Origin of the sequence: Thermorhabdus hydrogeniformans (genome assembly GCF_049310025.1) — a bacterium.
GTDB lineage: Bacteria > Bacillota > Thermosediminibacteria > Thermosediminibacterales > Tepidanaerobacteraceae > JBJYKD01.
Window position 1 is genome coordinate 1 of sequence record NZ_JBJYKD010000046.1, and the last position, 14,886, is coordinate 14,886.

The 14,886-nt window shown below is 45.1% G+C and carries 9 protein-coding genes and 2 riboswitches; all 9 genes read left to right on the forward strand.

From position 1 onward, the window contains the following. Positions 1-151: 151 nt before the first annotated feature. Positions 152-250: riboswitch (SAM riboswitch) on the reverse strand. 65 nt (positions 251-315) lie between these two features. Then, positions 316-414: riboswitch (SAM riboswitch) on the reverse strand. Positions 415-766: 352 nt separating this feature from the next. Then, positions 767-1,957 (forward strand): ROK family transcriptional regulator, encoded by a 1,191-nt coding sequence (locus tag ACKX14_RS14650; protein WP_422448950.1) that lies wholly within the window; start codon positions 767-769, stop codon positions 1,955-1,957. Positions 1,958-2,001: 44 nt separating this feature from the next. Then, a complete protein-coding gene (gene fba / locus ACKX14_RS14655; protein WP_422448952.1) occupies positions 2,002-2,874 on the forward strand; it encodes a class II fructose-1,6-bisphosphate aldolase in 873 nt (290 codons plus the stop codon). Next, a complete protein-coding gene (locus tag ACKX14_RS14660) occupies positions 2,871-3,941 on the forward strand; it encodes a bifunctional phosphoglucose/phosphomannose isomerase (protein WP_422448954.1) in 1,071 nt (356 codons plus the stop codon). Before fba ends, ACKX14_RS14660 begins: the two co-directional genes overlap by 4 nt. 5 nt (positions 3,942-3,946) lie before the next feature. Next, on the forward strand, positions 3,947-4,876 hold the full coding sequence (pfkB, locus tag ACKX14_RS14665) for a 1-phosphofructokinase (protein ID WP_422448956.1): 930 nt from the start codon (positions 3,947-3,949) through the stop codon (positions 4,874-4,876). Positions 4,877-4,905: 29 nt separating this feature from the next. Further along, a complete protein-coding gene (locus ACKX14_RS14670; RefSeq protein WP_422448966.1) occupies positions 4,906-5,988 on the forward strand; it encodes a galactose ABC transporter substrate-binding protein in 1,083 nt (360 codons plus the stop codon). A gap of 103 nt (positions 5,989-6,091) precedes the next feature. Further along, entirely contained in the window at positions 6,092-7,609 is a 1,518-nt protein-coding gene (locus ACKX14_RS14675) for a sugar ABC transporter ATP-binding protein (RefSeq protein WP_422448958.1), read from the forward strand. Positions 7,610-7,662: 53 nt separating this feature from the next. Then, complete coding sequence (mglC, locus tag ACKX14_RS14680) at positions 7,663-8,691, forward strand: galactose/methyl galactoside ABC transporter permease MglC (RefSeq protein ID WP_422448960.1); 1,029 nt, start codon at positions 7,663-7,665, stop codon at positions 8,689-8,691. A gap of 104 nt (positions 8,692-8,795) precedes the next feature. After that, positions 8,796-9,800 carry an ROK family protein gene (locus ACKX14_RS14685; RefSeq protein ID WP_422448962.1) on the forward strand — a complete coding sequence of 335 codons (1,005 nt, stop codon included), beginning with the start codon at positions 8,796-8,798 and terminating at the stop codon, positions 9,798-9,800. A gap of 173 nt (positions 9,801-9,973) precedes the next feature. Further along, a partial coding sequence (locus ACKX14_RS14690; protein WP_422448964.1) for a glycoside hydrolase family 2 TIM barrel-domain containing protein occupies positions 9,974-14,886 on the forward strand: 4,913 nt, incomplete at its 3' end.

The following is a 14,886-nucleotide window of genomic DNA, read 5'->3' on the forward strand; positions in this document are numbered from 1 at the left end:
TTTTACAAAAAGTGAGCTAAATATTTTCCATTTTGTTATTTTTAGGTACTTGACTTTTTACCGCAGGACTTATTTTTCGAAAAACTGTATTTTCATCCCGTTTTTGAGCAAAAAAAGGACCCCTGCTGAAAGGGGTCGCTTTTAAAAAAGGACCTTATCTTTCAGCTTGCGCTGCAGGAATTGGCACCAAGCCTTCTGGGCCGGTTGCCGGGCTTCATAGGGCCAGTCCCTCCGCCGCTCTGGATAAGGTTCTGCATATTTAATTGAAGAAATAAAAAACCTCTTCGCTGAAAGAAGAGGATGCGGCCGCTTTACCTCTTATCTCTCAGCTTGCGCTGCAGGAATTGGCACCAAGCCTTCTGGGCCGGTTGCCGGGCTTCATAGGGCCAGTCCCTCCGCCGCTCTGGATAAGAGTGAAACTAAATATTAGTATGTTGATAAAAATTATAATAAATCGTTCATGAAATGTCAATAGAGTGTGGTTGTTTTTATGTGGTTATTTTATGATAATGTCACCTTGTAGACACAAAACCGGTCAGATATGCGGGTGCATAACATCAGCGCCCTGGTTAAAGCCTCGAAGACAATTTTTTTATTTGTTAATAAAATCTTTATTCTAAATATTATTATGCAAACATATAGAAATATAAAGAAAATTTAATTATAGAAAAAACAAAAAAATATTTTTATAAGGAGGATTTCGCAAAGTAATGTAGAATATAATATATAAAAACTTTATTAAGAATTTAAGAAAGTAGGAATTAAAGTGCAAAATACGATACCCAGTAACAACAAATTATTAAAAACCGCTAACGACTCTCTTGTGATGAATCTTATAAGGCAAAGAGGTCCCATATCAAGGGCAGATATTGCAAAGCTAACAAATCTTACGCCACCCACCGTAACAAATATAATAAATAAGCTGCAGGAACTTAATTTGATTGTAGAATACGCCATGGGAGAATCCAGCGGAGGCCGGAGGCCCTTGCTTTTGAAGACGAACCCCCAGGCGTTGAACGTCATTGTGGTCCATATCAGCTCCAATAAATTATCCAGCTATCTTACGGATGGAGATCTAAATATTTTAAGGCAGGAAAGCCGCAGGATAAAGAACTTGAGTAAAGAAGAAATACTGGATCTCATGATCAGTTCCATTTCCGCATACCAGAAAGAAGCCACCGCCGGAATACCGGGGATAGGCGTGGTCGTCCACGGGCCTGTGAAGGCAAGGGAAGGCATCTCCATTTTTGCACCCAATATAGGATGGAAAAATGTGCCTATCAAATTTATTGTGGAAGACAAATTACACATACCCACTTTTGTGGAAAACGATGTGCGGGCCATGACCCTGGGTGAATTTTATTACGGTTGCGCCAGGGATATTAACAATATGGTTTTTTTGAAGGTTGGATACGGCATCGGATCGGGCATCATACTGGACGGCAAATTGTACAGGGGGTTGAGCGACAGCGCCGGCGAAATAGGGCATACCACCATAGATGTGGGTGGACCACAGTGCAGTTGCGGCAATTATGGGTGTCTGGAAGCCATGGCTTCGGAAAACGCGCTGGTCAGGACCATGGTTAAATCCATAAAAGAAGGCAGGCATTCCATGGTTGTCGAACTGGTCCAGGGAGACCTCGAGTCGGTTACCCCTGAAACCATTTATGAAGCAGCATCTCATGGCGACATACTTGCGTGCCGGATATTGCGGCAGGTGGCCAGGTACCTGGGAATAGCCATAGCAAACATAATAAACACCTTTAATCCTGAACTGGTGGTTTTGGGCGGCGGTATAACCCATGCCAGACCCTTTATAGAGGAAACCATTCTGGAAACGGTGAAAGACAGGGCGCTGGAAAGCTGCTGCGGCGTTTGTAAAATCAGCTTTTCCACCATGGGGGAGGAAGCCACATTAAAGGGTGCCGCGGATATGGTGCTGACGGAAGTGCTTTAATAGATGAGCCAAAATGGGGGACAACATTGAGGAGGTAAAGACAGATGGCACTGGTATCATCGAAGGAAATTCTGGAAAATGCTCAAAAATGCGGCTTTGCCGTAGCGGCGTTTAACGTGCACAATATGGAGACCATGAAGGCGGTGGTTGAAGCGGCCCGGGAGGAGGAAGCCCCGGTGATACTTCAGACCACGCCGGGGACGTGTAAATATGCGGGGGTAAACTACCTTTATGCCATGGCCAAAACCGCAGCCGAAGAGTCTTCCATTCCCGTAGCCCTCCACCTGGACCACGGCGAAAGCCTTGAACTTGCCGTAGAGTGTATAAACGCCGGTTATACTTCCGTGATGATAGACGGCAGCCGGTTGCCTTTAGAGGAAAACATTGCACTGGTGAAAGAAGTAGTCGAATTCGCCCACAGTAGGGGTGTCCAGGTGGAAGCGGAACTGGGCAGGGTAGGCGGTGCGGAAGAAGAATTGTCCGTGGGCGAATACCAGGCGTCTCTTACAAACCCCGAGGAAGCGGCGGAATTTGTGGCAAGGACCGGCGTGGACTCGCTGGCTGTCGCCATAGGCACGGCCCACGGCTTTTACAGAGGGGAGCCAAGGCTGGATTTTGAGAGGCTGGAAAGCATAAGAAGGTTGGTCCCGGTGCCCCTGGTGCTTCACGGCTGTTCCGGAGTCCCCGACGAGATGTTGAGAAAGGCCGTATCTCTTGGGATCTGCAAGATAAACATTGCCACGGATATTAGAACGGTTTTTGCCATGGCATTGAAAGAGTTTTTTAAAAATAACCCCGGGGAGGTGGATCCAAGGAAATATTTTAAGCCCGCTATGAAAGTCGTAAAAGACCTGGTAAAATCAAAAATTCTGCTGGCAGGCGCCAGTGGTAAAGTTAAAAGGAGGACGCTTAATTGATTGACTTAAACGATATAAAAAAAATAAGAGAAATAGACTCGCTGGGATCGCTGATTACCACAGAAAATTACGATGTTCAATTCAGAGAGGGCTTTGAACTGGGAAAGAGTTTTGAAATAAAAAACCCCGGAAGGGAATTTCATGAGCTGGTTTTATTGGGCACCGGCGGCGGTTCTTCGGTGGCCGGCGGATTGTTGAGGTCCTATCTCTTTGACGAACTTAAAATCCCTGTGATAATAAATCAGGGCTACGACGTGCCTGCTTTTGTTGACGGCGATTCACTGGTTTTCGTGGTTTCCCATTCGGGGAACACCGAAGAAACTTTAAGCGCTTACGAGCAGGCCAAAAAAAGAGGAGCTTACATGGTGGCCATCACCTCCGGCGGAAGGCTGGAAGAGATATGCCGGCGGGACGGTGTCCCGACCCTTATTGTCCCTTACGATATAGGCCATCCCCGGCGGGATCTGGGATACATATTAGTTCCGATGCTGTCGATTCTGACAAAGCTGGGGATGATTTCAGATAAGACCGGAGACGTGGAAGACCTTATCGAGTTATTTTCCGTTTTAAAAGAAAGATACCGGGCGGAGACACCTGTAGAAAAAAATCTTGCAAAGCAGGTGGCTATCAGCTTATACGGTTATATCCCTCTTATATATGGATCTCTGGATTTTTATGATTCTGTAGCCTGGCGAATAAAAAATCAATTCGGCGAAAACAGCAAATTAATGGCTTTTTATAATGTTATACCATCACTGCATCATGATGAAGCTGTGGGTTGGGATATGCCCGCGGAGTTGTTAGAAAAATTTCACCTTTTAGTACTTAAAGATGATATACTTGATTCAGAAAAAATAAAAAAGCGGAAAATTATCACAATCGATATTTTAAAAGAGAGAATGGGAAGGGTTACCGAACTGTATGCGGAAGGGAAAACCAGGCTAGCCAGGATGTTTTCCCTGGTCTACCTCGGCGATTTTATCACTCTGTATACGCCCATATACAGGGGTGTTGACCCGACTCCCGTAGACGTCATCAACCTGTTTAAGAAAAAAATGGCGGAGTGATATAAGTGATACTTACGGTGACGTTGAACACCTCTATAGATAAAGCATATTATGTCGATGATTTCAAAATCGGCGAAGTTGTAAGGGTAAAAAAAGCGATTTATTCGGCGGGTGGTAAGGGGCTTAATGTTTCAAGGGTTTTATCCGTTCTCGGCGAACCTGTAATAGCCACCGGCTTTACCGGCGGCTGTGCAGGAAAATTTATAGAGAATGAACTGGATAATAGTGGAATTTCGCATAGATTCGTTCATATTGAAGGCGAAACAAGATCGTGCATAAATATAATTGACAATTACACCGGCATCCAGACAGAATTGCTCGAGCCGGGACCGGCTGTAAATGAAAAAAATATTGAAGATTTTATCTCAACATATGAAGAATTAATAGAATCTTGTGATTTGATAACCTTATCTGGAAGTGCCCCTAATGGGGTTGAGCCCAAAATTTACGCAAAACTAATCGATATGGGCAAAACGCATGGAAAGAAGGTGATACTTGACACGAGCGGCGAATATTTAAAAGGGGGGATAGAAGCGAGCCCGACGCTGGTAAAGCCCAACAAAAAAGAAGCTGAACTGCTGCTTAATATGACCATTGAAAATGTTGAAGATGCAAAGCTGGCTGCAAAAAAACTGCTGGAAATGGGAGTAGAAATTTCGGTAATATCTCTGGGTTCTAAAGGAGCGGTGCTGGCAAATGGCGAAGATGTTTTGTATGCTCCTGCACCCAGAATTAAAGCGGTAAATACGGTAAGCTGCGGCGATGCCATGATTGCGGGTTTTGCAGTCGCACTATTGAGAAAATATAGTATAGCCGAAATGTTGAGGCTGGGCGTCGCGGTATCGGCGGCAAATGCCATGACGGCGGAAACAGGCAGATGCAAAAGGGAAGATGTGGAAAGGCTTTTAAAGAATGTTTCAGTAAGCAAAATTTAATGTTCAAAGGAGAGGGAAACTTTATGAAAATGAAAAAATTTTTACTTACTGTGCTTGTGATGTTCCTGGGACTGTCACTTATTCTGACAGGATGCGGGGGTTCATCCACCGGCGGTTCCGGGCAGGGCTCAAGTTCCGGCCAGAGCTCAGGTTCCGGTGACCAGAGCTCATCCAGCGCCGCCAAACCCGTCATCGGGTGCGCCATATATAAATTTGACGATACCTTTATGACGTCGGTGCGCGACGCCATCGCCAAGGCGGCCGAGGGCAAGGCGGACGTGGAGATCGTCGACAGCCAGAATTCTCAGCCGACGCAAAATGACAAGATAGATCTTTTCATAACAAAGAAGGTAAATGCTCTTGCGATTAATCCGGTAGACCGCACCACGGCTGGCGTGATTATCGATAAGGCAAAGCAGGCCAATATCCCTGTGGTGTTCTTCAACCGTGAGCCTCTGCCGGAAGATATGCAGAAATGGGATAAGGTGTATTACGTGGGAGCCAAAGCAGAGGAATCCGGAACCATACAGGGCCAGATCATCGTCGATTACTGGAAGTCGCATCCCGAGGCGGATAAGAACAAAGACGGGGTTATACAGTACGTGATGTTGAAGGGCGAACCGGGTCACCAGGATGCCGAACTGCGCACTCAATACTCCATAAAGGCCGTGGAAGATGCGGGCATAAAAACAGAAAAGCTGGCTGAAGACACCGGAATGTGGGACCGGGTCAAGGGACAGGAGAAAATGGCGGCCTTCCTCGCATCGCTGGGAGATAAAATCGAGGTCGTCTTCGCCAACAACGACGATATGGCACTGGGAGCCATAGAGGCTTTAAAGGCTGCCGGATATTTCAAGGATAACAAATTCATGCCGGTGGTCGGCGTTGACGCCACCGCACCCGCCTTACAGGCTCTGGAAGAAGGAACGCTTCTCGGCACCGTGCTGAACGACGGCAAGAATCAGGGCAAGGCCACATTTATGCTTGCGTATACGCTCGCCCAGGGTATAGAGCCGACCAAGGACAATATCGGCTATGAAATCACCGACGGCAAGTATATCTGGATACCTTACAAGAAGATCACGAAAGAAAATATAAATGAGGCAAAATAAGCTGCTGAATAAAGTTATTTGTGATTTGTGCAGGGGGCGGTGCACGACTGCATTGCTCCCCTGCCTGTAATTTAAAAACAACATAAAAAAGGTGACATTTGATATGGCTGAAAATGAATTTTTGCTTGAAATGAATAACATCTCCAAGGAATTTCCGGGCGTAAAGGCGCTGGACGATGTGACTTTAAAAGTCAGGGCGGGGACCATTCACGCTCTGGTGGGTGAAAACGGTGCAGGGAAGTCCACTCTTATGAAATGCCTTTTCGGGATATACAGGCCTAACTCGGGCCAGGTGATTTTAAACGGGGAAAAAGTAGATATAAACAGCCCCAGGGATGCTCTCAAAATGGGCATTTCAATGATTCACCAGGAACTGCACCCGGTGCCCCACAGGAGCGTTATGGAAAATATCTGGCTGGGGCGGTTCCCTGAAAGAAGATACGGGCCTTTGAGTTTTGTGGACCATAAAAGGATGTACGAAGAGACGGAGAAGCTGTTAAACGAATTCAGCATCGATATAAAACCGAATACGACGGTGGGAAGCCTTTCAGTTTCAAAAATACAGCTTATGGAAATCGCAAAGGCCATATCCTACAATTCAAAAATAATTATAATGGATGAACCGACCTCTTCCCTCACTGAAAATGAAGTGGAACACCTGTTCAGGATAATCCGGGACCTGAAAAAACGGGGAGTGGCTGTAATTTATATATCTCACAAAATGGAAGAGATACTGAAAATAGCCGACGAGGTAACGATAATGCGTGACGGCAGGCGCATCGGCACATGGCCCGCCTCGGAACTCACCATTGACATGATGATTTCAAAGATGGTGGGCCGGGAGCTTACCAACAGATTCCCCAGCCGCCATAACGTCCCGGGGGAAGTGGTGTTGAAAGTGGAAAATTTCACATCGCCCCTGCCGAAATCGTTTAAAAATATTTCCTTTGAACTGCGGAAAGGCGAGATACTCGGCATGGGCGGGCTGGTGGGCGCCCAGCGCACCGAATTGATTGAGGCGCTGTTCGGATTGAGGTCTGTGGAGTCGGGAGAGATTTTTATTAAGGGCAAAAAGGTAAAGATAAAATCTCCCATGGACGCCAAAAGACATAAAATGGCGCTGCTCACGGAAGACCGCCGGCTTACCGGCATAATCCCGGTACTGCCGGTGCTGGAAAATACTTCTATAGCCAATATAGCCCGTTATGTCAAGCCCTATTTGTTGCTTGATGAAAAAAAGATGAAATCGGATGTGGCGAAAAATACGGAACTGCTCAGGGTGAAAACCCCTTCCCTGAAAACATTGATAAGGGACCTTTCGGGAGGAAACCAGCAAAAAGTGCTGTTTGCCCGCTGGCTGCTCACAGAGCCGGAGATACTGCTGCTGGACGAACCCACCAGAGGCATAGATGTGGGCGCAAAATATGAGATATATACGATTATAGCGGAACTGGCCAGACAGGGCAAGAGCATAATAATGATATCTTCAGAAATGCCCGAACTTCTGGGCATGTCTGACAGGATAATGGTCATGTGTGAAGGCCACCTTTCGGGGATAATCGAAGCAAAAAACGCCACGGAAGAAGAGATAATGCGTCTTGCCACCAGGTTTATAGCATAATTTTTGGCACCATTCAAAATCTGCGGCAAGCGTTGTGAGGAGGCTTTTTATCTATGTTAAATACAAATATAAGAAAAAAAGCGGATATAAGAGAATTTCTCTCCCAGAATGCCATTAATATGGTGCTGCTGGCCCTGATTATAATCATCGCTGCATGGAATCCGGCCTTTCTGTCCATACGGTGCCTGCGGGATATCCTGGTACAGTCGTCGACCCGTGCTATCATCGCACTGGGAGCCGCTTTCGTGCTGATAACAGGAGGCACCGACCTTTCGTCCGGCCGCATGGTGGGGTTTGCCGCGGTTCTTTCATCATCCATGCTGCAGACTGCCGACTATGCTAGGCGCTTTTACCCCAACCTGCCCAATCTGCCCTTGTGGCTGCCCATATTGCTGGCCGTTCTGGCGGGCCTTGCCGTCGGTCTGTTGAACGGTATGATAGTCTCGAGATTGAGTGTCCCGCCGTTTATAGCCACGCTGGGAACCATGGTCATGGTGTACGGCATAAACTCCATTTACTTCGATCTGCCGCCCAACAATTCCCAGCCCATAGGCGGCCTGAGAAAGGATTTCACCAATCTGGGCACAGGCTTTATAGGTCCCAACGGGTTGTACTCCATCCCCTATATTCTGATAATAGCCGTTACCATGGCGCTGGTGGCTTGGGTGATATTGAATAAAACCAGTCTGGGCAAAAGCATTTACGCCATCGGAGGCAACGTCAACGCGGCCACAGTGTCGGGCATCAATGTGGCGAAAACACTGCTTTTCGTCTACGCCTTCGCCGGTGCTCTCTACGGCGTGGCGGGGGTGCTGGAGGCGGCCAGGACCGGCGGCGCCACCAACAATTACGGTTTCATGTACGAACTGGACGCCATAGCCGCCTGCGTGGTCGGGGGAGTCTCAATAACTGGAGGCGTGGGCACCGTTCCGGGCGTGCTGAGCGGGGTCCTCATTTTCACCGTAATAAATTACGGCCTGACTTTCGTCGGCCTGAATCCATACTGGCAGCAAATAATAAAGGGTTTAATTATAGTGTCGGCCGTGGCCTTTGACATCAGAAAGTCCTTCGTAAAGAAGTAGGATCAGGTGCACGAATTTTAGTTAATCTGTGATTCATGCCCGGGGCCTGCTGCGGACATAAGGTTGAGGCCAAAAAAAAGAGAGGCGCCGGGCCGGAGGGTTTTGTGGGCAGACTTGTGTTTATCACATCTAAAGAAGGGGTCGGTATGTATTTTATAGGCTGCGATCTCGGCGGGACCAACATTGCCACAGCCCTGGTGGATGAAAAGGGGCGTATCATAAAAAAATCCAAATTTCCCACGGAAGCAAAGTTCGGCCCCGACCACGTGATAAAAAACATGAAAGAAACCATATATGAGGTCATGACTGAAGTGGCGGGAATAAAAGAGATCAGAGGCATCGGTCTCGGCATACCCGGGCTGGTGGACTCTGAACGGGGGATTTCCAGATTCGCCGGAAACCTGGGCTGGGAGAATGTGCCGGTAGTCGAAAAAATTAAAGAAGATTTTGAAGTCCCTATATTTATGGATAACGACGTAAGAGTGGCCACTCTGGGAGAAAAATATTTTGGAGCCGGCAAAAATGTGGATAACTTAATATGCATTACCGTGGGCACAGGAGTGGGATCGGGAATAATCATAGGTGGCAAATTGTTCCGGGGTTCTTCGGGCAGTGCCGGTGAAATAGGTCATATTACCGTTTTTAAGGACGGACTCTATTGCAACTGCGGAAATCGCGGATGCCTTGAGGTTTACGCATCCGCCACCGGCATTGCAAGAAGAGCGAGAGAATACATTCAGGCCGGTAATTACACAGTAATGATTTCCCTGGTGGGAGGAGACTTGTCGAAAATCACCGCCGAAACGGTATCGAAAGCTTATGACCTGAAAGACAGACTTGCCGTGAAGATAATGGACGAGACGGCGGAAATCCTGGGCATTGGCATCGCAAATTACATTGATCTCATTAATCCCGAGATGGTCATAATTGGGGGAGGTGTGTCCCTGGCGGGCGAAAGACTGCTGGAACCTTTGAGAAAATACGTGAGATTGAGAGCAATGAGAAATGTGGCGGAAAATGTTCAGATAGTAAAGGCGGAACTGGGTGACGAATCAGGCATGGTGGGGAGCGCCGCTTTAGCCATGATGAATCTGGGGGTGCTGAGTTAAAGGGCGAAATTCAGCTGAAAATAAGGATAAGATAAATAAATTAATAGAAAGGGGGATACGAACATATGAAATAAATTATTTTATAATTAAGACGGAAAAAACAGGAGTTTACCTATTTTTTGAAAATTAAATTAAGGGGGATTTAAAGGGAATTAAAGGGGGATTTAATAAGGATGGGAAAGCGGCGTAAGTCAATAGTATTATTTGTTATGCTCATTTTTTTACTCAGCAATGTGAATGTGGCGGCTTTAGCCGATGCCACCTGGTCTGGCGATGAGTGGAATAATAAACCAGCAGTATTCAAGATTAACGTGGAACCGGCTCATGCATATTTTATTCCCTTTGATACAGTGGAAAATGCCCTAAAATACGCGGCCACACTTGAAAAAGAAAGCTCACCTTATGTGAAATCATTAAACGGCAAATGGAAATTTAAATGGTCGCCCAATCCAGCATCTAAACCTGCTAATTTTTATGATCCCAATTATGATGTGAACAATTGGGGAGAGATAACGGTACCGGGTAACTGGGAAACCCAGGGATACGATTATCCTATATATACAAACATTACTTATCCATGGGCGGGTTACGAGCCGGTAAGTCCGCCAAAGGCGCCTACGATATATAACCCAGTGGGCTCCTACAGGACCACATTTACAATTCCAGAGAATTGGGACGGCAGAAAGATATACTTATCGTTTCAGGGAGTTCAGTCGGCTTTTTATGTCTGGGTGAACGGCCGTCAGGTGGGCTACAGTGAAGACAGTATGACCCCAAAGGACTTTGATATAACTCCTTTTATTCAGCCGGGTGAAAATGTTCTGGCTGTGGAGGTGTATCGCTGGTCAGATGGGTATTACCTGGAAGACCAGGATATGATCAGACTGAGCGGCATATTCAGAGATGTGTTTTTATACTCAAAGCCTAAAGTAAACATCTGGGATTTCAGCGTGGCGACCGATCTGGACGAGCAATATGTTAACGCCACATTGACATTAAATGTGGAGCTGAGAAATTTAACTGCAGCAGAAGGAGTTTACAGTGTGGAAGCTCAACTTTATGACGACCAGCAAGCTGTATTACCCAGCCCTGTAGTAATAAATGCGGATGTCACAGGGAGAAATGAAGTAATTGTTAGCACAAATCAAGTGATAGAAAACCCCAAGAAATGGTCGTCCGAATACCCGAACCTGTATACTATTGTTTTATCGCTGAAAGATCCTGATGGAAACATTATCGAAACGACAAGTTCCCGGATTGGCTTCAGAGAAGTAGAAATTAAAGATAAACAGATTCTAATAAATGGCAAAAAAGTCCTGTTTAAAGGTGTAAACCGCCACGAGATAGATCCCGTTTTGGGCAAGACTATGACAAAGGAGAGAATGATCCAGGATATAAAGATAATGAAACAATTTAACATAAATGCGGTAAGGACATGCCACTATCCGGATGACCCCTTGTGGTATGATCTTTGCGACGAATACGGCCTGTATGTTATGGATGAAGCGAATGTTGAAAGCCACGGGGTAAGCGGTTCAGTTCCAAAAAGTGATCCGAATTGGACGGCTGCCGTTATAGACAGGGCACAAAGTATGGTGGAGAGAGATAAAAATCATCCGTCTGTAGTGATATGGTCACTGGGCAATGAAGCTGGAAGTGGAAGTAACTTTCAAGCGGAAGCAGATTGGATACACCAGAATGATATACAAAAACGACCAGTACATTACGAAGGTATGAATTCAGTAGCTGATATCTATAGTCAGATGTATGCCTCTGTGGAAACTGTAGAAAGCTATGCGAAAAATCCCAATAATACAAAGCCATATCTGCAGTGCGAATATGCCCATGCAATGGGCAACAGTGTAGGAGATTTATATCAATATTGGAATGTTTATAGAGCCTATCCAATACTACATGGCGGTTTCATATGGGACTTTGTTGATCAAGCGCTTCTATGGCCGGTGCCAGCAAAAAAGACTGTGAAAGATCTGAGTGCGAATCAATTTGCGGCGGATGTGACAGGAACAATTTATGATACGGGTGATGTAACATACGGAAAAGTATTAAAAGGATATGCACTATTACCTCAAAGCGATAAATTGGGCTTCACCGGAAAACAACCCTTTACTCTTGAAGCATGGGTGTATCCAAAATCAAAAGCTTCACATCAGGTCATACTAGCCAAAGGTGATACTCAATATGCTCTGAAAACAGATGGTAGGGGAGAAAACTTAGAGTTTTTCATCTATGATAGCACTGCGAAGTGGATTGCTGTGAACTCTCCTTTACCCGCTGACTGGGTGAATAAATGGCATCATGTGGCTGGAATAAATGATGGAAATACTTTGAAATTATATATCGATGGTAATATTGTTAATACTAAAGATGTTTCTTCAAACAGTATAAATCAAGGGAATAATTATGTGCTGGGGATAGGGAGAGATCTGGAAACAGGTAGAGGCTTTAACGGCTTAATAGACAAGGTCAGGATTTACAACAAAGCATTAACAATTGATGAACTGAATTCTAACACGAGAACTCCCGAAGATGAAGGAGTTGTAGCATGGTTCGATTTTGAGAATATAAATGAAGAAAAAGCGTATAAAGATGATTACTATTATGCATATGGCGGTGACTGGGGAGACAATCCAAATGATGGCAACTTCTGCGCAAACGGCTTGATATCAATAGACAGGACTCCGCAACCGGAAATATATGAAGTGAAAAAGGTATATCAAAATATACTGATAAAACCGGTGGACCTGTTAAAAGGTAAAATCGAGATAGTAAATGAGCATTTGTTTACAAATTTAAAAGATGAATACAATGCTAAATGGGTATTAAAAGAAGATAATGAAATAATTCAGCAGGGTAACTTGACGGCTGACGATTTAGATGTGGCACCTCAGACAATGAAAGAAATTACAATACCGTTCACAAAACCGTCGAGTTTGAAAGCCGGTGCCGAGTACTGGTTGAATATAAGCTTTACACTCAAAAATAATAAACTTTGGGCTCAAGCAGGTTATGAGATAGCAAAGGAACAATTTGAAATTCCATTCTCTACTCCCGTTGCACCATCCTTGAATATTAATAGCATGCCTCCTCTGAGCGTGTATGAGGAAGTTTATCAGGTAGAAATAACGGGCCAGGATTTCAGTATAAGTTTTGATAAGACAAAAGGCACTATGACATCCTATGTCTATAAAGGTAAGCAATTGATTAAAGAAGGGCCGATTCCAAATTACTGGAGAGCTCCAAACGATAACGATAAAGGAAACGGAATGCCAGCAAGATGCGCCACATGGAGGTTGGCGGGCTTAAACAGGCAGGTAAGTGATGTAACTGTATCACCTCTAAACGATAAAGTAGTAAAAATAGAAGTAAACGGGACCTTGCCCACTACTGCACCCTCCCAGTATAAAATGACATTTACTGTATACGGAAGCGGCGATGTTCTTGTGGATAACGTCCTGGTTCCGGGCTCAAAATCCTTGCCTGAGATACCGGAAGTGGGGACGATTATAACCATGCCGGCAGGATTTGAAAATATCAGATGGTACGGCAGAGGCCCGCAAGAAAACTATTGGGACAGAAATACCGGAGCCGATGTGGGAGTATATAGCAGTACAGTGGATGAGCAATTTTTCTCATACATTGAGCCTCAGGAAACAGGAAACAAAACGGATGTAAGATGGGTGACTTTGACAGACAGCAGTGGTGTCGGTCTTATGGCAGTCGGGCTTCCTTTACTGGAAGTGAATGCATTGCATTATACACCCTGGGACCTGGACAGTGTGGATCATCCGTATAAATTAAACAGGAAAGATGATATAACATTAAGATTGAATTATCATCAGATGGGTGTTGGAGGAGATAATAGCTGGGGTGCAAGACCTCATCCTGAATTCACATTATACGCCAATAAAACATATTCATACAGCTATAGATTGTTGCCCGTTGATTTAAATGAGATGGATCCGATGCAGGAAAGCAAGACGGCAGTAATTTTATCTCCCCTTTCTGGTATTAAAATAAATGGCAAATCGCTGGATACATTTGACAGCAACGTATATGAATATCAAATCACTTATCCTAAGGGCAAAATTACCGAAATACCGGTTGTCGAAGCTGTTCCTTCCAGCGATGCTGTAAAAGTCAATGTAAAACAGGCTGAAATATTACCCGGACAGGCTGTAATTACCGCTATAAATCCGCTGGGAGAAAGATTCACGTATACTATAGAGTTCAATTTGACCACAGAAATTTATGCAAGTGATGTAGACTGGGAAAGCGCCACGGTTGGCTGGAGTACGATCAAGAAGGATAAAAGTATAGATTGGAATACAATTACGCTATATGACGGTACAAAGGATATAACCTTCAACAAAGGGATCGGGACCCATGCAAATTCTGAAATTATATATGATGTGGCGGGAAAAGGCTACCAAGCTTTTCAGGCGTATGTCGGGCTTGACAGAGAAGCCAGTAACAGCGGCTCTATAGTCTTCCAGGTTTATGTGGATGACACCAAGATATTTGACAGCGGAACGATGAGAAGAAATACCCCGGCAATACCTGTAAATGTAGATCTGACTGGAGCAAATAAATTAAAACTGGTTGTTACTGACAACGGAGATGGAAATAGCAATGACCACGCTGATTGGGCCGACGCCAAGTTTATATTAAAAGATGATACGACTCCTCCATCCGACGTAAGTAATGTCAAGGTAGTAGCAGATGTCGAATCACTGACACTGACATGGACCAACCCGCAGGATGCCGATTTAAACAAGATATGGATAAAATTAACGGATGGTCAGGGCTTTGAAAAATCAGTTTATGCATCGGTATATGATACTTCAGTGACAATAGATGACTTAACGGGTGGAGTAAATTATGCAATAACTATAAAAGCGGTGGATACTTACTGGAATACTTCTGAAGGAATAACCGTCACCGGCACTCCGTTAAAAGCTCCTGTGAATGAGCCGCTAGTAACCATAACCGGCCCCGATACGGTGCAGGCCGGAAGTGAATTTAAACTGAACATAGGCCTGAAGAGCGTGGCGGACAGCGTATATTC

Bases quoted from the DNA above. Each gene is read 5' to 3' on its own strand.
- fba (WP_422448952.1), top strand. From the start codon at position 2,002: ATGGCACTGGTATCATCGAAGGAAATTCTGGAAAATGCTCAAAAATGC.
- ACKX14_RS14670 (WP_422448966.1), top strand. From the start codon at position 4,906: ATGAAAAAATTTTTACTTACTGTGCTTGTGATGTTCCTGGGACTGTCA.
- ACKX14_RS14675 (WP_422448958.1), top strand. From the start codon at position 6,092: ATGGCTGAAAATGAATTTTTGCTTGAAATGAATAACATCTCCAAGGAA.
- mglC (WP_422448960.1), top strand. From the start codon at position 7,663: ATGTTAAATACAAATATAAGAAAAAAAGCGGATATAAGAGAATTTCTC.